Raw genomic sequence first — 18,422 nt, 5'->3', positions numbered from 1 at the left:
TTTATCCTCCTTCAAAGCGATAGCCAACACCCCATACGTTTACCAGGTATTCCGGATGGTTCGGATCGGATTCGATCTTTTCGCGCAGCCGGCTGAGATGAACTCGAATCGTATGGCGATCGCCCACCCCATCCCAAAATTTTGCGAGCAGTTGCTCATAGGAAAACACATGTCTCGGGTGCTCGGCGAATAATCGCAACAGCTCATATTCCTTGGGCGTGAGCACGACGTTTTTCCCGTCCGCCAGCACCTCTCTGGTGGACAAATTTAACTTGATGCGGCCATAATCGAGGATTCTTCCGTCCGCTTGCCGGCCCCCAGCGGTGCGCCGCAAGACGGCTTTTACCCTGGCCACGATCTCTCCGGGCGAAGCGGTTTTGACGATATAGTCATCGCCGCCGAGCGTCAAGCCGCGAATCTTGTCCACATCATCGCTGCGCGCGCTAAGGAACAGGATCGGCACGCTGCTTTCCGCCCGAATCCGCCGGCACAGCTCAAACCCGTTTTGCCCCGGCATCATGATGTCGAGAACGATACAGTCGATGGAGTTTTGCTCAAACAAAGCCCAAGCTTCAGCGGCGTCGCCTGCGGTGATGACTTGAAATTGGTCGTTCTCCAAAAAGTCCCTTAATAGTTCAACGATACTTTGGTCGTCGTCTACAACGAGTATCGTATGGAATGAACTCATCAGCATCCCACCTTCATCCCCTAGTTTATCATCTTTTCGGAAAGAACCGACAAACCCTTATGTTTTGTGATGGATTGTTTATTGTTTTGTGACTTTTTTACAGCTTGGTTTGAGATATTCGTTTGTTATGATTTGATTTACTTTGAACTAGGAGGATTTACTGATGCTAAGCGTTCAAGTTGTGTTGTTTGACGGCTTTGACCTGTTGGATGCCATCGCGCCTTACGAGGTGTTTAACTCCGCTGTCCTGCATGCCGAAAATGCGGTAAGCGTGGAGTTCGTCACCGCCGAAGGACCGAGGTCCGTGACCAGCGGCATCAACGGATTGAAAATTGAAGCCAGCGGCAGATTGAATCCGCAGCAGGCGGGGATCATCCTCGTGCCCGGCGCGGCGGGGGACGTCGAAGGAGATGGCCCCGATTCGATCCCAGCCATTTTGAGCAGAGCAGTGCAAACGGAATTAACCGGACTGATGGAGCAAGCCCTCAGGCAACAAGACATCATCGTCGCCACCGTATGCGGCGGCTCCCTGCTGCTGGCCATGGGAGGGCTGCTGGAAGGCAGAAAGGCGGTAACCCATCATTTGGGTATGGATGTGCTAGGGGCAACCGGAGCGGTTCCCGTCCCGGCACGGGTCGTGGATGACGGCAATCTCGTTTCCGGCGGCGGCGTAACATCCGGACTCGATGTAGCGCTGTACCTGGTGGAACGTGAGCTTGGACCGCGTATCGCCCATGCGGTAGAGCAACTGTTCGAATTTGAACGGAGGGGGACGGTCTGGAGAGCAACCGGACTTGCGCCTGGCGGTCATAAACAAAAGGCGGACAACGAACCGAACATCGCGGCGGATAAAGCGAAAGCGGCTTATGGCGCCGGGGATAACAAAACCTCGCAGGCACCTGTCTTCGAGGGGGACTGGGTCGCGACGATCGCTACGCCCGTGGGGAAAATGCAGGTAAAACTCTCCATCTCAACGAGCAGCGGGGGGATCGAAGGCAACGCAACACAAGGGAATGAGACGGTCCCGTTTTTGGACCCCGTCCTGCAGGACGGCAAGCTTACCTGGTCGCTGCGAATCACGAAACCAATGCGCTTAAATCTGAAATTCGAAGCCGTCGTAGACGGAGATGACCTGATCGGTGTCGCCAAGGCCGGCATGCTGCCGTCATCCAAATTAACCGGAAAGCGGGTTTCTTGAGCTGGGGGGACCACATGAACATACGGAAAACATTATACGGACTTTTGGCCGCGGCCAGCGTTCTGTTCATCATTTATTCTCTGGTGAAAAATTATTGGATCGATCCCGGAGCTGCGGAATTTTTAAGCCATAAAACCGGTCTGAAACGCGAGCTTAATCTTCCCGTCTGGTTAAACGTGATGTACATCCACGTTGCCTTTGCCTGCATCGCCATGGCGGCGGGGCTGCTCAACTTCTCCAATCGAATCTTTGAAAAAAGCCGCAGGTTCCATCGCATTAACGGCTACGTTTATATCGTGTCCGTGCTGCTTGTCGTGCTGACTTCCGGATACATGGCGCCTTACGCCACCGGCGGAAGAATCGGCAGCATGGGATTCAATGCGCTGAATCTAATCTGGCTGTTCATCACGATGATGGCGCTCGTCCAAATTAAAAGGAAACGGACTACGCAGCACCGGAATTGGATGATCCGAAGCTACGCCTTTTGTTTTACGAATATGCTGATTCATCTCATCACCTCCCTTTTTCATCAGGGATTCGGTCTTGTATACGCAATCAGCTACACCATTGGCGTTTATGGCTCCATAGTGCTGCTGCTGGTCATTCCCGGCATCATCATTAGAATGATCGGCCAATCCAGGAGTAACTTCCGGACTTGAAGCGGCTTTGTATTCGGTGACAAAAAATAAACCCTTCACTGTAAGTTGTTCTCCGGAGAGATGGTGATAAACGTCACCTCAATCTCTCCGGAGAATCAATTTCTGAGTTCGCTGGAACTTAGATTGTCGATGAACCAAAGTCCGTGATCGTAAATTGAATGTCAAAGGTCACCGGCGTTTGACTGAAAACGTCGTCCCAATGATCCTCCACCGTTTTCCAGTATTTCGGTTGCTGAATCTTTAGTTTTTCACCGAATCCGGCCACTTCGACTTTGTATTTCGACTGCATTTTTTCCAACGTCGTTTCGAGCATTTGGGACAACCTTTTTTCAAATATCTTCTTCACTTTCTCCTGATACTCGATTTTGGACGGATTCTCCAAAACATCCCAATTTTCGATGATCCGCCCTTCCGATTCGAGCTTTACATGGAACGAAGGCCGATTATCCCGCACCTCGGAAGTGATTTTGCTCTTTATGGATTCAACCTCATAAGTGATCGGTTCATTGCGCCAATCGTAGCTTTTAATGGCCCCACCCTGCACTTCCCCTTTTATCCAGGAAATGCTCTCCACATCCGTTTGGTCCAGCAAACCGATCCATCGTCCGGTCTCCCCTTTAATAATACCGGCACCCGAAAATTCCGTCTCGCCACCCCCTGCCACAACCTCCTGCAGGATAAAGCTGCGCTTGGAGCCCAGCAGACTATCCAGCCTGGTCAAATTAACCTCCTTCAAGATTTTACCGGTTCTAAAATGGCCGCGCAGCAGATCCTTCAACTTGAAGGCCGGGATTTCGCCGGACTGTCCCGCTTCAAACGTATCCCGCGCCAGCCCTTGGCTAAGCAGCACAATACAGCTCGGGCGAATATCGTTATCGCGGAGCACGAACTCCAGCAGCTTGTCCAAGTTTTGCTTTTGGACCAGTTCAGTGGATATGACGATCACCTTCAGGTGATGGCCGATGACCGCGCGCTGCCGGCGAAGCGAATACTGTCGCATAATCTCGAAAAGAGAGTCGCCCGTTTCCGATGTATTCAGAAATTCTGGCCCTCTGCCTTCCCCCTCTTGTTGTTTGCCGCCGCCGGAAGATTTCATCGGAACGATCTGGATAGTGGCCGTCATCAGATCCCGCTTAGAATAACTTCCCCCTTGCTTCTCCAACTGCTGTTCAATGGCTGTCGGCTTCCCTACGTCCAAAGCCAATCCGACGTACATGCTTAAATCCTCGATTTCTTTACTGCTCCAGCACCCCGTTTGCATCACAAGCAATCCAGCGACAGCAAAAAGGGACAGAATACGCCGTCTACACATGCTGTTTAAGTCCTTTCTTCCGGATGAGGAATATGACGGATAACGGCAGGGTCACCAAGACGAACACGATGACGCTCATGATTCCGTTTGCTCCGCCGAGTCCAAGTAAGTCGTTGATGCTTTTGGGCAAGAGCGCCGCGATAAAAATCACCGGCATTAGCGCAAATAGAGCGGCAGGGAACTTGATGCGGAAAACGTTCGATACTCCCAGGGAGACGACGAAAAAATTGCTGGTGAAATTGCAAAACATCTGCATGATCCAAATCACCATAAACGGAAATTCAAACCGTTCGAAAAACAATCCGCTGATTTCAAAGCTTCGCAGAAGGTCAAGCGTCGGCCAGGTGCTTCTTAATACGGCGCTCGTCGACATGCCTCCCACAACAATTACGGTTGTAATAAGGTACAATGCGATCGGAATGCCCATTCCGGGCAGCAGCCTTTTGGCCGCTTTCTCGGGATGCTGCAGATGCCCGACCAAAATCAGTACGACTTCGAAGCCCGCAAAGCTGAGGAGCGTTGAATTCAAGCCCTCGACTACAGGGGGCAGGCCTTCCCCGAGCAAAGGACGCAAATTATCGATATTGAACAGCCTCAAGCTGAGAAACAGGCTGAACACCAAAACCAGGATACTGACGGGAAAAATAATCTGGAACAAGCGGGCAATGCAGTTGATTCCTCCGGAAATCAAATAAGCCGCCACCCATATAAAAGGAATGATAATGGCCCAAATGGGGGTGTCCTCAAGCAAATAAAAGATCGTCACCTCCCCCAATACGCGGATCTCAAAAACGGCCATCATCAGAAAGTAAATGATCAGCAGCGCGGACAAAGCGCTGCCCGGGATAACGCCGGCGATTTTTCGCGAGAATTCAAAGACCGTGGCCCCGGGAAACTGTTGGCACAATTTTATCATGACAAACGCCGCCAGCAGCGCAAGGATGCTTGCCAGGGCAACGGATAACCAGGCGTCAGGGGTCTGTACTTTTTCGGTGGCGCTCCTGGGCAAGTTCAGAATCCCGGCCCCAAGGATGCTGTCGGTTAGAAACACAACCGCTTGCGATATCGTAATTTTGTCATCAGAACGTGTAAACACAAAGGGCCCCTCCCGACGTATCAATTTAGGATCTGCGCTGCTCACGGGTCGTCTTCAGCATCGCGGGTCTGCGCTTCATTAACGTCAGGGGCGCGCGGATGAACAAATCCTTCCAGTCGCGAAGCCGGAGCGGCGAGACTGGAGTTACATAAGGCACCCCAAAGCTTTCCAGCTTGGTTAGATGGCTGCACAGCAGCAGAAAAAACAGGATCGTTCCGAATATGCCCAGCACAGCGGCAAAAAACATCCCCGCAAAGCGCAAAATGCGCAGCGTAATCCCCGCGCTGTACATCGGGATCGAAAACGAAGCGATGGCGGTTACCGAGACGACAATAACCAGAAACGGGCTGACAATTCCCGCCTGGACCGCCGCTTCCCCGATGATCAGGCCGCCGACGATGCCCATCGCGGAGCCGATCGGCCTGGGCAGCCGGACCCCCGCTTCACGCAAAATTTCAATCGAGACTTCCAGGATCAAAATTTCGATCAGCGAAGGAAAGGGCACCCTTTGGCGGGTCTCGATAATCGTGATAGCCAATTCGGTCGGGATCAACCCGGGATGAAAAGAAATAAATGAAATATACAGCGAAGGAATCATCAGGGACATAAACGCGGTAAAAAAACGCAATGTCCGCAAAAGCGATCCACCCATCCACCGTTCATAGTAATCTTCGGGAGACTGCAGCAGCATGCTGAACGTCACCGGAACAATGAGCGCAAACGGCGTTCCGTCCAGAAGCAGCGCGATTCTTCCTTCCATAAGGGCGCTCATGACCCGGTCCGGCCGCTCCGTATTTTGCGCCTGCTGAAAGGGACTCAATATATCATCTTCGATCAATTGCTCGACATAACCGGACTCGGCGATATAATCCAAATTTATTTTGGCGATCCGCCGCTCCACTTCCTGAAGCAAATCGGGATTCACAATCGTTTTCATATAGACGACCGCCAGGTCTTTTTTAACGACATTGCCGACGACGTATTTTTTGATTTCCATTTGCTCCGTACGTCCCTGGCGCCGGAGCAGCGCCGTGTTATCGCTTAATACCTCGGTGAAACCTACCCTTGGCCCGCGCAGCAGCGCTTCCGAAATCGGCTCCTCGATGGATCTGGTTTTCCCCTTCGGGGTACCGACAAGCAAAGCATGGGGCATCCCCTCCGCCAGCAAGGCCGTATATCCCGTCAAGATCGCTTCGCTAAGGCGGCGGGTCTCGGTCACTTCGGTAATTTCACTGATGGGCAATGTTTTTTCCTTAAAGTACGAAGCAAGCTCTTCAGGCGGACGTTTCGGTTTTTGTTCCGCATCTTGAGCGGCGTCCGACATCAACACCTGCAACACATGGGTATCGATCAGCTGTTCCTCCTGCATTCCGTCAACGTAGATCAACACCGCCCGGACGCCGAACGGCGTGACTTCATATTCCCGGAAATGCACGTCGTCATTGCCGCCGATCGCCTCTTTCATGGACATGAGATCCGTTTCATAATCTCCGGATAACGGCGGGCCGGAACTTTCCCGGGATGCCGGCGATTCGGCGGCGGATGCCCCCCGGCCTTCGCTCCCGTTCCCGGAATGGCTTGGCCGGCCCGTTACGACCGAGCGGAGCCGGCGGTGCAAGGCATACAGGACAATAGGAACCAGCAAGGTGAACCCCGCCTGCACAAAGATCGTCCAGTCAGGAATATAGGCTGCAATTTTAGACCACACAAGTAACACCCTTAGGAAAATGGTTTTCTTTAATTTACCCAGAAATTAGAAATTAGATGCATACCAGCCAGATGACCGGAAATAAAAAAACACTGCCTGGTCAGGCAGTGTGCGTCAAAACGCCATGCTTATGTTTTACGCCAGATTCAAATCATCAAGCTGTTTGGAGCTTAGCCGGATATCCAACGCGCCTAGGTTTTCTTCCAACTGAACGGAATCGCTCACGGCAACAAGCGGTAAGGCCGCCGGGGCGTTTTGCAGCATCCAAGCAAGCACAATTTGATTTGGCGTGTGTCCCGTCTCTTTCGCCAGCTTCCTTACCGCCTGCAATCTGTAGCCCGTAGCCTTGCGAGCAATACGATCCATTCGAAATCGTGCTCCCGATAAAGCCGATGTCCATTCATGGCCCGCGGTATCGGGTCCATGAGACCGATCCGCTCGTTCGCAGTGTATGTACGCTTAAACCGGTGAGTTCGGCAGCCTGTTGAATCGTCAACTCTTTCTCTTTCTCTGTCATCTGTATCCCCTCCTGTCAAGTAGTCTACAAGTTTGAGCGCGCTCTAAGTCAACAGGCATTGCGCCAAAAAAACTGCAAAAAACAGCTGCCTGAAAACTCCAGAGAAAAAAAATAAGGACATAAAATGTCGTTATTCTGGCGAAATCCGTCCATTCGGGAAAAATAGAGGAAATTTTTGCCGCTATTTGCCTCCGTCGTAAGAAATGCCTGCGTTCTAGACCATTCATAGGAAAATAAGGACTAAAAGTGCCGCTAATGGGGATGAACATGCCAAACTCCGGATCATAAGCACATAAAGATCCGCTATTTTTAAGATCAACGGTTATTGCTCCAATCGCCGGCTGCCAAACACCGATTTCTAGGTTGAGCCCAAATTTTACATGAGAACTCAATAGAGTAGATAAGCCAGTGAAAAATTTCACTGGTCTGCTCTTCATTAATTATGCAGAAGCATGCGGCTACTCCGCCGGCGGATCGGCATGAAGGTCCCGGTCTTGCTCGGCGAACGTCCAACGAGTAAACGTAACCTCCAGGCCGTACCGAGCCGGTGAACAATGGTCTCCCTCCTGCATCACGGACAGAGGCGGGTTCAACCATTTCCCCGTCTCCCAATTCAGTATGTTTTTGTTCACTTCCGATCTCCTATCCGAATAAGTAATCACTAATTCCCCAATACCAATTCTCGCTGGCCTTCCTGATTCCCTGCCCCCCGCTTTATTCATTTACAGAAGGTCTCTTAATGCTCCGCAGCTTCCGGAGAATTTCCAGCAATATGACGTTAAAACTGACCCATACCCCGCAAAGACGTCGCTTGGATACTGTTCTTTGAAATAAACACGGCTGACGCCGACCGCGAGGCAGATTACAATACCCCCAATAACAACAGGTACGCGAACATTGCGGTTTTGATAATAACGCAGCAGCAGAAAGGCCGAAAACCGTATACCGTGATCGAGATCAGCGTCTCTCCACTGGGAAAGGTATTGAGTGGCGGGACGCCTGCCGCAACCGGTCCCGGACGGTGAAAAATGAGACGCAAAATAGGATCCAAAAAATCCCCGCCCGCTACGACCCAAACAAGAAAGGCCAGGTCAAGCCTGCGCTCCTTGCTTTGCAGCACGATCCAGACCGCAGTGAGCCCTAATACGGGTCCGTAGAAATAAAGCGTTCCGGGTATGGCAGCAACATTCATTAAACTTGTCCATTTCGGACCAAAAATGGTTGCCGACAGATAGAATGCAATCTCGTCGATTTCCTCGAATTCATGGGCCAAAAAATCTTGGATTACGCCTAGCATCAGCCAGAAAAACAATATGAATACGGCAAAAGAAGTCAGCAGCAGAAACCGGACTTTGCCCGTAATGCTCAAGCCAGTAAGTTAGGATTTCCAAGGTTGATCTCCTCCGGATGCAAAAAAGACGGTTTGCAAAAATGCTAGCCGCCTTGCTAGTGTTTACACCGGATTTTAGCACTTCTTCCCTGCCCGGAGCAATCTTCCGGATGGTTTGCGGACTTTTTAATCGCGCCCATAAAGGGTATACTTGAATACGCAGAAATTGATGGGAGTAGAGGAAGGGTTATCTATCATGCAAAAGACGTTCCAACGACTGAAGACTGTAAAATTATTTACGACGCTGTACCGTTTGAAAATCGTACAAATCTTGATTCCTATCGTCATTATCGGATTGATTATTTGGGCCGGCCAGGCCGAGTTCCGCCGCATTGACTGGGCCGCCACCCTCCGTGTGCTGCACCGCCTGGAGCCGTCCAGGGTTCTGCTGCTCATCGCCATGTCCCTTGCCGCCGTCGCCTCGGTGAGCGGCTACGAGTTTGTGCTTCGCCGCCATTTCCGGCTCCCGATCGGGCGCTGGACGACGTTCCGTTTTGCGTGGATCGCCAATACTTCAAACAATGTCATCGGGTTCGCCGGAATAGCCGGAGCGGCTCTGCGAACCTATCTATACCGGAGCCGCGGGATTTCCGTTGCGACGATCACGGCTTCCATCGCTTTCCTGTCGACCATCACCATTACGGGCATATCTCTACTGGCCTGGGGAGATCTGGCCGGACTGCTTCCGATTGATGCGGTCACCCGTTCCCACCCCTGGACGCTGTATGCCGTCTGGGCGCTTGCCCTTTATCTGCCCGGCTACGTCCTTTTTCAGCGTTCGTCCTTTTATACCAAATGGCTGAACCGTGATCTGCCGCGGATGAACTTCTCCACAATCGCCGCGTCCGTGGCGGTCTCTTTGGTAGAGTGGGTATTATCCGGCATCGCCTTTTGGATGATCGCTTCGACCCTGCTGCCGGACCTGTCGTTCCGCACCGGGCTTGGCATTTACACCATCGCCGCCGCGTCCGGTCTGGTCAGCCTGGCGCCCGGCGGCATCGGCGGTTTTGACCTGATTGCGCTGCTTGGGCTTCAGGCGCTCGGCTACGCGCCCGAAAAAACAGCCGCCGTGCTCGTTTTATTCCGGATGATGTATTACATCATTCCTTGGCTGATCGGCCTTATTATGGGGGTATTCGAGTTTGCGAACGAGCGGCGCAAAGCGTCGGAGGCCAATACGCAAACGGTTGAAAAATCGCTGAACGCCTGGCAGCGGTTCTGGGAGTTTCCCGGCCAGTATGCATGGCTTTCGGAAATCGGAGCGTGGGCGCTCGGCAAGCTGGTTTTTTTCAGCGGAGTGATCCTGCTGCTGTCAGCGGCGACGCCCGGGCTTCTCTATCGGCTGCGATTGGCCGAGCAGCTCCTGTCCCTGCCGCTGATGCGGTTATCCCATCAATTGAGCGTGATCATCGGACTGATGCTGATCGTTCTTTCCTGGGGAATCTCCCGGCGGATCAAGCGGGCTTACCAGTGGACGATGGGTCTGCTGGGCGCCGGAATCCTGTTTACCTTCACCAAGGCATTCGACTATGAGGAAGCGATTTTTTTAATATTGATCGCCTTTCTGCTTTATGTGTCGCGCAAACGGTTTTATCGGCTCGGAGCCCAGATCGGGCGCGGCACCATGGCGACATGGGCGGTTTCCACAGTTATCGTAGCTTTGTTGTACGAAGCAATCGCCTCGGGGACGCAGCCGCCGTTTTTCAAACACCTGCCGCCGGGTCACGAGCGGTATCTTCATCTCATTCTGAATCCGACCGAGCATACCGTTGCGATCATTACCGGGCTCGCCGTTACTTGGATTCTGCTCTCGCTTACGATCATTCTCCGCCCTAACAGGCTTGGTGCGCTTGGGGCGACCGAAGCGGAGCGGGACAAGCTGCGCGGCTTTCTCGGCGAAACCGGCGGCAATCTTCTGACGCACATGCTGTTTGCCGGCGACAAAAGCTTTTTTTGGGCTTGCGGCGGACGCGTCCTGTTTCCGTATTCGCTCATCCGCAACAAATTCGTGGTGTTGGGCGATCCCATTGGCCCCGCGCCGCTTCTTTACGACGGGATTCAGGAATGTCAGCGCTTTGCCGATTTATACGATCTGGAAGTTGTGTTCTATCAGGTATCTCCCGCAAACCTGCCGATTTACCATGAACACGGGTACCGATTTTTCAAACTGGGCGAAGAAGCGCTGGTCGACCTGGCAAACTTTACGTTAGCCGGAAAAGCCAACACCAGTTTGCGCAATGTGAAAAATCGCTTTGAACGGGAAGGCTTTCACTTTGAGGTGCTTCAGCCTCCGCACGATCCGCAGTTGCTCGGCCGGCTTCAGCGCATCTCGGACGAGTGGCTGGACGGCCGCAGGGAAAAAGGATTTTCACTCGGCTGGTTTGATCCTGCGTATTTGCAAGAATCTCCGATTGCCATACTTGCGGCGGCGGACGGGCAAGAGATCGCTTTTGCATCGCTTGCTCCAAGTTATGACGATCGGCGGACCATGTCCGTAGACCTGATGCGCCATTTACGCAAAACCCCGAACGGAACGATGGATTTCCTGTTTATCCGCTTGTTAGAGTGGGCGCGGGAGCAGGGTTACGCCGTCTTTAATCTGGGAATGGCCCCCCTTTCAAGCGTCGGCCAAGCGAATATGGCTTTGCGCGAGGAAAAACTGGCGAATCGGGTATACAATTATGGAGGCCACTGGTACGGCTTTAAAGGACTTCGTCATTATAAAGAAAAATTTTCGCCGCGCTGGGAGCCTCGCTACCTGGCTTATCCCGCCCGCGTGACGCTGCCCGTTTTGCTTGTCGAACTGGTCATAATGATCGCGCGGCGGCCGAAAAAAAGCCGCTAGGGCTACATAAAAGTAAAATGCGCCGTCCCATGAAAGCAGCCGTTGCATCTCTTGGGATGGCGCATCTTTTTTATGGGGATTAACGATATTTCGCGGCCTTGCGTTTTACAACACGTTCCCACTCATGACCTAGCAAATAGGCATTCCCCAATAATAACAATGCCACGCCGATGACTATTATAACCCTGCCCGTTACTGCAACTTCCTCATCAGTGTACCCTTTTATAGATCATCACCTACCTTTTCATGTGCAGTGTATTCCTGCCCAGGAGATACTGAATGGATAGCCGCCCATTAGAATTTTAATTCTCCGCCGCAGGAAGACGCCCCAACACCGAAACGACGGCCTGATGAATTTCTTCATAACCCGTACACCGGCAGATGTTGGACTGCAGCCAGTCCGTGATCGTCGCCTGATCCGCATCGGGATGAGTTCGTGCCAGCGCATAGATATTCATAATAAAGCCGGGAGTACAGTAGCCGCACTGGAAGGCGAACTTTTCCACGAACTCCCTTTGAACCTTCGTATCGTAAAGGCCTTCGATGGTCGTTACCTTTTTTCCCGCCGCTTCAACGGTAAGCATGAGGCAGGATTTCATAGGTATGCCGTCGACGAGTACCGTGCAGGCCCCGCAGTCTCCGTTCCGGCAGCCCGGTTTGGAGCCGGTTAAACCCAAAGAATCCCGCAATGTGTCCAGCAGCAGGTCTGCGGGCCGAATGGCGGCGGTCCGTATCTCGCCGTTCACATCCAGATCCAGCGCCATGCCGTAACGTTTCGTATCCGCCATATTATTCCGCCCCCAACGCTTTCAATATGTCTTCCAATGTCAGCTTCAGAATGAGCCCGCGATATTCCGCCGAAGCTTTAATGTCGCTCAGGATTGGCGCCGGCAACAGCGCAATGGCCTGCTCGACCCTTTCTTTCAGCGGGATGTCCCGCAGGTTTAAACGGGCTTCAATCGCTTCCGAGCGGAAAGGAAAAGCGCACACCCCGCTGAAAGCGACGCGAATCCCGGAACCGGTGCGAATCCCGGCCGCGGTGACGACCGGATAATCGATGACGGCTACTTTTCGTTTTTTTATGGTGATATAGGGCATTCTCCTATAGCTTTCATCCGTAACCGTCTGCACCAGGAATTCTCCCTTTCCAAGCTGAAGGGTTTGGTCGAACGCTTGGGTAATCGGCGCTTGTCTTCCCCCCGCCGGGCCGGCGATCCGCACTTCGCTATCGGTTAAGAGCAGCGGAAGCACCGCTTCACGGTAAATAAACCGCCCGCAAATATTGCCGCCGAACGTAATTTTATTGCGGGAGGTGCGGTCGGCAACTTCGCCCCCGGTTTCTCCAAGCAGAGGAAACACCCGGGAATCGTAAAGCTCGGACAGTGTCAGCGCGGACCCGAGAATCAGCTTATCCTCCCGAACCGACATCTCGCGGCATTCAGGGATCGCCTTCAGATCGATCACGGCCCCTGTAATCACTTGGTTAAGCCTGCCCAAGGTGATAATTTCGGTGCCGCCGGACCAATAAAGCGGCCGTTTGCCCTGTGTGTCCAATTGCCGATAAAGGTTAACGGCCTCATTTACGGAAGCCGGCCGGTAATATTCGAAGTCATAGGGAATCATTCTGCCTCCCCCTTCTTGTCCTCCAGATCGTTTCCGGGAAAAGAGGCAATTGATTCAGCTGCACTCCCGCAGCGCGCGATAAGGCGCTGGCCAATGCGGCAGGCATGCCGATCAGCCCGTGTTCGCCCAGCGCGCGGCTGCCGTAGGGCCCATCCAGGCACGGACTTTCGATAAATTCCACCACATAATCCGGGTTTTCGCCATAACGGATTAAAGGATAATCGCGAAGCGTTGGATAATAGACGGCGCCTCCGGGGCTAAACAAAAACGTCTCGCGGTTGGCAAAGCTTAGCCCCATGGACATCGCGCCCATCACTTGGCCAAGCGCCGCTTTAAGATTCAGCACCTTGCCCGCGTCGTTGACGGAAATCGCTTTAAGCAGCCGGTAGGAATAATCCCTGGTGTCAAGCTCAATTTCTACGGCTTGGGCCCCTACGTTCCACTCCGGCCCCGGCGTGCCTTCCCCGGTCTTCGGGTTCGTCAAGTTCATCCGCCGCTGGATATAATTACCTCGGCCGATGATTTGGCCGCCGATGGAATTTCCGTTCGGATATCTGTAGCCATAGCAAATCTCTTCGACCCTGACGTTCAAGCTCGGGTCGGCCCGGACGAACACTCGTTCCCACCCCAGCTCCAGATCGTCGGGGTCCGCCCTGAGCACGCAGGCGGCGATTTTCAGCAGCTGCCCGATCGCGTCGTCCGCCGCTTTAAGCACCGCGCGTCCCGCCAAAAAAACGCCGCGGCTAGCCACCGTTTTCCAGTGCTCCGGCGTAATTTGGGTATTCACCTTAAACTTCACGTGAACCTTATCGGGACTCATCTTCAATCGCTGCGCCAGGATTTGAGCCAACACCGTTTTGGTGCCGGTGCCGATCTCCACGACGCCGGTCTCCAGATTTACGCTGCCGTCCCGATTGAAGGAAATGATCGCCCCCGAACTGGCATCCGGGTCCATGGAGGAATTTTTCCAGAAGCAGCTGATTCCTTTGGCCCGGATCTTATTCGCATCCACCTGCCTCACCTGCCATTCGTCCCAGCCGGACAGCGTACGCAAACGGTGCATGCAGGTTTTTAAGTCGCCCAGACTGCTTTCCGTCAGCACATCTTTGGTGGGCGCGGTGTCGCCGGGCACGACAATATTCCGCATGCGCAGCTCCCAAGGGTCCATGCGGAGTTTTTCCGCCAGCACATCCATCGCCCGCTCTATGGCAAAGGTCAGTTCCGCATGCCCGTATCCCCGAAATGCCGAAGCGTAAGGATGGTTGGTGTACAACGTGTAGCAGTCGCAATACAAATGCTCGATTCTATACGGTCCGGAGCAGTCGATCAGGGCTGCCCGGGCAACGTCGCTGGATTTATCGTTGTAAGCGCCGCCGTCGAACCGGTACACGATATGCGCCGCGGTGATTTTCCCCTGCGCCGTGCTGCCCAGCCTGACCGTGGCATCGAGGCCGATATGCCCCGGCGAAGTCAGCATATCTTCCTCCCGCGTGTTGATGATTTTAACTTTGCGGCCGCCCACCGCCCGCGAAGCAACATAAGCGACCAGCTCCAGCTGGATCGCAGCCTTGCCGCCGTAACCGCCTCCGACGAACGGGGTGGTCACCACAATCCAACCGGGATTGATATTAAAAAAACGGCCCAAATAATTTTTGATGGCAAAAGGAGCCTGCGTCGACGATTCAATGTGAATATGGCCGTCCGGCTTGATCTCCGCGACAGCGCTTCGCGTTTCCATCGCCGCATGGTCCGACGGTACGAACGAAACCGTGTTTTCGACGACGACTTCGCTCATATTCCAGCCCACTCTCAGGTCGCCCTTGCGAACCTTGAGCAGGCTGGCGATGTTGGTTCCGGGGATCGGCATAACCCCTGCCGCCGCTTCATACTCCCCCAGCTTCTCGTGAATGAGCGGAGCGTCTCTTCGCAAGGCGTCCACCGGAGAGTTCACTACCGGCAGCGGCTCGTACCGGATTCGGATCAAATCCGCCGCACGCTGGGCCTGCACTTCCGTATCGGCGACCACCACAGCTACGGTTTCCCCGTAAAACCGCACACGGTCTTTGGCGATGATGGGTCTGTCGCGAATTTCTTCCCCGGTAAGAACATCGCTGCAATCCCCTGTCAACACGGCGCGAACCCCTGGAACTTGCCGGGCCTCGTCCGTGTTGATCTCGACGATCCGCGCATGGGCGTACGGACTTATTGCCATACGGGCGTGGAGCATCCGTGTATCGGTTTGATCGCCCGTATATAAAGCGGCGCCTGTTACCTTATCCCAGGACTCTTTTTTCGGAACACTTCTGCCGATGACTTCCAAAGCCGCCCTCTCCTTTCGAATGTTGCTCCGCACGGTTTCCGCAAATTACTGCATTATACGAATCGGGACAAATCGTTATGCTCCTAAAGCGCAAAAAAAGACACCCCATCATAAGGGGTGCCGCGAATTAGGACAGCCGATAAAGCTGTTTAAGAAGCGCGGACGTATCCGTAAAAATGGCTGACGAATACCTTAGAGGCTCGTCCGGCATAGCGTCCATCCGACGCAGTTCGAGCGACGACACGGAAAGATCGGCCGCTTTGGGACTTGGGTTGATCCAATATAAGCCGATCGTTCTCAGCAGGCCGGCCCATTGTTTTCGTTCGGGTTCTCCTAGCGTCCCTGTGGAGTTCCATTCGGAAACAACGTTTAGCGTATTTTCCAAATAGGCCGTACCTTGCTTCATCATAGCGATTCTATTCAGATTTTGCCGCATCAAGGCTTGGCTTGCGGGTGCGGTCACATTGAATTGGATGCTTTCCGCCGCCTGCTCCATTTGTTTTTCTAATTGAAACAGATTTTTCCCAAATGTCCGCAGCGCCGATTGAACAGCCTTTTTTTGCTCGTCGGAACAACCGCTTTGAATCCAGTCAGCTGCTTCGGCAAACCGCTCCGATAAGCTTTTCATGAGTGCCAAAGCTTTGCGTTCAGCAGGTTTGACAAAATTCGGCGGGTATATGAGCATATGGACGGCGAGCCCGACGCCTAAGCCAATAAACGTATCGCGAATGCGGTCCAGTCCGTAAAGGTCGGATTGTTTTTGCAGGGCAAAAACGAGCAGCACACTCAACGCCACTTCATGCATGACGCTTTCCGTCCTGTCTATCAGTAAACCGAATCCGCACACCAGGGCGAGAAGCAAAGCCAGCGTCCAGCCGTTTAAGACCATAGAGCCTGCGGCCCACAAGGTTAACGTAACGCCGAGAACTGTACCGAGAAGCCGATGAAACGAGTATCGAATGGATTGAAAGACGGTGGTTTGCACGCATAAAATCACCGACAGCGGCGCCAGGTAAGGGTGCTTCGACCCGGCCAGCTTGGCGAGCTCCCATGCGATTCCGGAAGCGGCGGATATTTTGACGATGAATACGATAAGTTTGCCGATATTCCGTACTTTTTCCTTGGTTTGTTCGGTCAAAGCACGCCCTCCGTTTTACCAACATTTCGTTAAACATCAAATGTAGAATACGGCATCCGCGCCGTTTATATCCCTTCAGAATTATTTTTTTATCCTCGATTTGATATACCCTATCGGCTACTTTCTCCAATAAATGCACATCGTGCGATACGAAAATAATAGTACCTGCGCAGCTCTTCATCAATTGCTCTAATGCTTCGACCGCAGGCAAGTCGAGAAAATTACTCGGTTCATCCATTAGCAAGATGTTATACCGCCTCAGAAGCATTTTGGCCAGCTGCAATTTAATCATTTCGCCGCCGCTTAAAACCCGGCAACACTTTCCGCACATCCTATTGAGAAAACCCCATCGAAGCCAATACAGCTCGAATCTCCGAATATCTTTAGCTTTTATCAATAACGTCATCGTCGCACCTCCTTTCTCCTCTTATTTATCTAAATGCCGAATCGACGGAAGCAGCATACATAGAAGCGCAATGCCGATGATGCCGATTCCCGAAAGCGTAAACCAATAATGAATGCCGATTCGATCCGCAAAAATCCCGGACGCGATTAACCCCAGCGGCATAGCAAAAGATGTCATGCTGCCCAACAGGCCAAATGCCCGTCCAAGAAACTCCGGTTGAATTTTCTCTTGAATGAGAGCCGCTTGCACACCGCTAAAGAATGGACTTGAAAAGCCCATCAAAATGCTGCATAGAACGAAGGGGAGAAACCCGTTTACCGGCAATAAACCAGAAATTGCAAGAGCAATCCCCATCAATGAGACGGAAAAAATTATACTCCATGCACGGTTTTTGAATCCGCCCCAAATTCCAAGCAGCAAGCCGCCAGCCAACATTCCGGCGGCAAAGACGGTTTCAACGATAGAAGCATGGGTTGCCGTACCTCCGAAATACCTCATACTCATTAAAGGGAACAAGGCGCTGATTGGCATAAACACAAACGCATATAAAGCACTGATCCAAAGCAGTGCAAATAAACCCTTCGCTGCTTTAAATGTGCGGTAACCTTCTTTTACCTCTTCGAAAAAGTTGCTTTTAACACTTTCGACCGGCGTCTTTGGTTTGGGGATAGCAACTAGCGCTACAGTTAAACAGGCGATCAACGCCCCTATCACATCAATCGCAATAATGGCGTTAAGCTCCCATGTTGCATACAGAACACCAGCAATTACAGGGCTTAAAATATAGCTTATCGACTGTACCGATTGACTGTATCCTGCGCACTTCGTCAGTTGATCTTCCGGCACCAATAAAGGGGTTACCGCACTCAAAGCAGGTGTATGAAATGCCGTTCCGATACTGCGAATAAACAAAACGACCATCACGACCCATATCGGCAAGTCGATGGCAAGCGCAACTAAAGCCAAGGCTGCACCTGCGGCCGCAATGATCAAGTCCGCTCCGATCATCACCAGTTTGCGGTTCCAACGGTCGACCAATACGCCAATCATCGTTCCCAAAACAGCTTGCGGTAAAAAACCAACCATGGTTGCGATAGAAAGCACCAACGCAGACCCTGCCCTATCGGTTAGATACCAAATGATCGCCATCTGCAGAACAGCGCTGGTAATTAGCGAAACCGCCTGTCCTGCCCATATTGTAAAGAAACTGCGCTTCCAATTTTGTTTTGTCATGTTCATTTCTCCCTGTATTTTTTATTGTCTGGTTGTTTTTGGGCAATAAAAAATACAGATCCAAATCCACCTTGAGGGCAGTTGGTCTGCATTCATCACGAATAAGAACACGGCGATAAAAGGCATGGCAAAAAAAGCCATCCTTATCGCAATCTATGTCTACACGCGTAAAAATAAGCAGCACAAAAAAGCCCAGAGTAGTGGAAACTAATCTGCTTTTTTATTGCCGGCTTATCGAATACGCATGGAATGTAGCATAGATAACGTGCCTCCTAATATTTAATGTAAC

At 52.4% G+C, this 18,422-nt stretch carries 15 protein-coding genes and 1 pseudogene; 3 read left to right on the top strand and 13 right to left on the bottom strand.

Annotated features, from left to right (window positions below):
• Nucleotide 1 precedes the first annotated feature (1 nt).
• Nucleotides 2–688, bottom strand: coding sequence for a response regulator transcription factor (locus NYE74_RS19540; protein ID WP_036628141.1), 687 nt, complete (start codon nucleotides 686–688; stop codon nucleotides 2–4).
• Nucleotides 689–851: 163 nt separating this feature from the next.
• Here NYE74_RS19540 and NYE74_RS19535 point away from each other — a divergent pair, with 163 nt between their 5' ends.
• Together NYE74_RS19535 and NYE74_RS19530 are read left to right on the top strand one after the other, a co-directional pair.
• Nucleotides 852–1,886, top strand: coding sequence for a DJ-1/PfpI family protein (locus NYE74_RS19535; protein WP_036622909.1), 1,035 nt, complete (start codon nucleotides 852–854; stop codon nucleotides 1,884–1,886).
• 14 nt (nucleotides 1,887–1,900) lie between these two features.
• Entirely contained in the window at nucleotides 1,901–2,545 is a 645-nt protein-coding gene (locus tag NYE74_RS19530; protein WP_036622908.1) for a DUF2306 domain-containing protein, read from the top strand.
• A 118-nt stretch (nucleotides 2,546–2,663) separates the two neighbouring features.
• Here NYE74_RS19530 and NYE74_RS19525 read toward each other — a convergent pair whose 3' ends face one another.
• From NYE74_RS19525 to NYE74_RS19500, 6 genes are all read right to left on the bottom strand, one after another.
• Entirely contained in the window at nucleotides 2,664–3,857 is a 1,194-nt protein-coding gene (locus NYE74_RS19525; protein ID WP_036622907.1) for a Ger(x)C family spore germination protein, read from the bottom strand.
• Entirely contained in the window at nucleotides 3,850–4,953 is a 1,104-nt protein-coding gene (locus NYE74_RS19520) for a GerAB/ArcD/ProY family transporter (protein WP_036622906.1), read from the bottom strand. Before NYE74_RS19520 ends, NYE74_RS19525 begins: the two co-directional genes overlap by 8 nt.
• A 25-nt stretch (nucleotides 4,954–4,978) precedes the next feature.
• Complete coding sequence (locus NYE74_RS19515; protein WP_036622905.1) at nucleotides 4,979–6,661, bottom strand: spore germination protein; 1,683 nt, start codon at nucleotides 6,659–6,661, stop codon at nucleotides 4,979–4,981.
• A gap of 135 nt (nucleotides 6,662–6,796) precedes the next feature.
• Nucleotides 6,797–7,027, bottom strand: a complete 231-nt coding sequence (locus NYE74_RS19510; RefSeq protein WP_036622904.1) for an aldo/keto reductase — start codon at nucleotides 7,025–7,027, stop codon at nucleotides 6,797–6,799.
• A 609-nt stretch (nucleotides 7,028–7,636) separates the two neighbouring features.
• Nucleotides 7,637–7,810, bottom strand: a complete 174-nt coding sequence (locus NYE74_RS19505) for a hypothetical protein (protein ID WP_164815261.1) — start codon at nucleotides 7,808–7,810, stop codon at nucleotides 7,637–7,639.
• Nucleotides 7,811–8,040: 230 nt separating this feature from the next.
• Nucleotides 8,041–8,547 (bottom strand): hypothetical protein, encoded by a 507-nt coding sequence (locus NYE74_RS19500; protein WP_124332088.1) that lies wholly within the window; start codon nucleotides 8,545–8,547, stop codon nucleotides 8,041–8,043.
• A 217-nt stretch (nucleotides 8,548–8,764) separates the two neighbouring features.
• Between NYE74_RS19500 and mprF the strand changes: the two genes are divergently transcribed.
• Nucleotides 8,765–11,413, top strand: coding sequence for a bifunctional lysylphosphatidylglycerol flippase/synthetase MprF (gene mprF / locus NYE74_RS19495; protein WP_155619378.1), 2,649 nt, complete (start codon nucleotides 8,765–8,767; stop codon nucleotides 11,411–11,413).
• Between the two features lie 302 nt (nucleotides 11,414–11,715).
• On the opposite strand, the gene NYE74_RS19490 is transcribed toward mprF, so the two are convergent.
• The 6 genes and pseudogenes from NYE74_RS19490 to NYE74_RS19465 form a co-directional block, all read right to left on the bottom strand.
• Nucleotides 11,716–12,201 (bottom strand): (2Fe-2S)-binding protein, encoded by a 486-nt coding sequence (locus NYE74_RS19490; RefSeq protein ID WP_036622901.1) that lies wholly within the window; start codon nucleotides 12,199–12,201, stop codon nucleotides 11,716–11,718.
• A gap of 1 nt (nucleotide 12,202) precedes the next feature.
• Complete coding sequence (locus tag NYE74_RS19485; protein ID WP_155619379.1) at nucleotides 12,203–13,036, bottom strand: FAD binding domain-containing protein; 834 nt, start codon at nucleotides 13,034–13,036, stop codon at nucleotides 12,203–12,205.
• A complete protein-coding gene (locus NYE74_RS19480) occupies nucleotides 13,023–15,356 on the bottom strand; it encodes a xanthine dehydrogenase family protein molybdopterin-binding subunit (RefSeq protein ID WP_341005126.1) in 2,334 nt (777 codons plus the stop codon). Before NYE74_RS19480 ends, NYE74_RS19485 begins: the two co-directional genes overlap by 14 nt.
• 127 nt (nucleotides 15,357–15,483) lie before the next feature.
• Entirely contained in the window at nucleotides 15,484–16,494 is a 1,011-nt protein-coding gene (locus NYE74_RS19475) for an FUSC family protein (protein ID WP_124332084.1), read from the bottom strand.
• 73 nt (nucleotides 16,495–16,567) lie between these two features.
• Nucleotides 16,568–16,871: pseudogene (locus NYE74_RS19470) on the bottom strand (ATP-binding cassette domain-containing protein); the annotation flags it as partial.
• A gap of 50 nt (nucleotides 16,872–16,921) precedes the next feature.
• Complete coding sequence (locus NYE74_RS19465; RefSeq protein WP_270618747.1) at nucleotides 16,922–18,133, bottom strand: MFS transporter; 1,212 nt, start codon at nucleotides 18,131–18,133, stop codon at nucleotides 16,922–16,924.
• Nucleotides 18,134–18,422: the final 289 nt, after the last annotated feature.

Origin of the sequence: Paenibacillus sp. FSL P4-0127 (assembly GCF_038007325.1) — a bacterium.
In the GTDB taxonomy this organism is placed as follows: domain Bacteria; phylum Bacillota; class Bacilli; order Paenibacillales; family Paenibacillaceae; genus Fontibacillus; species Fontibacillus macerans.
This window is presented reverse-complemented; position numbering and strand designations above follow the sequence as displayed.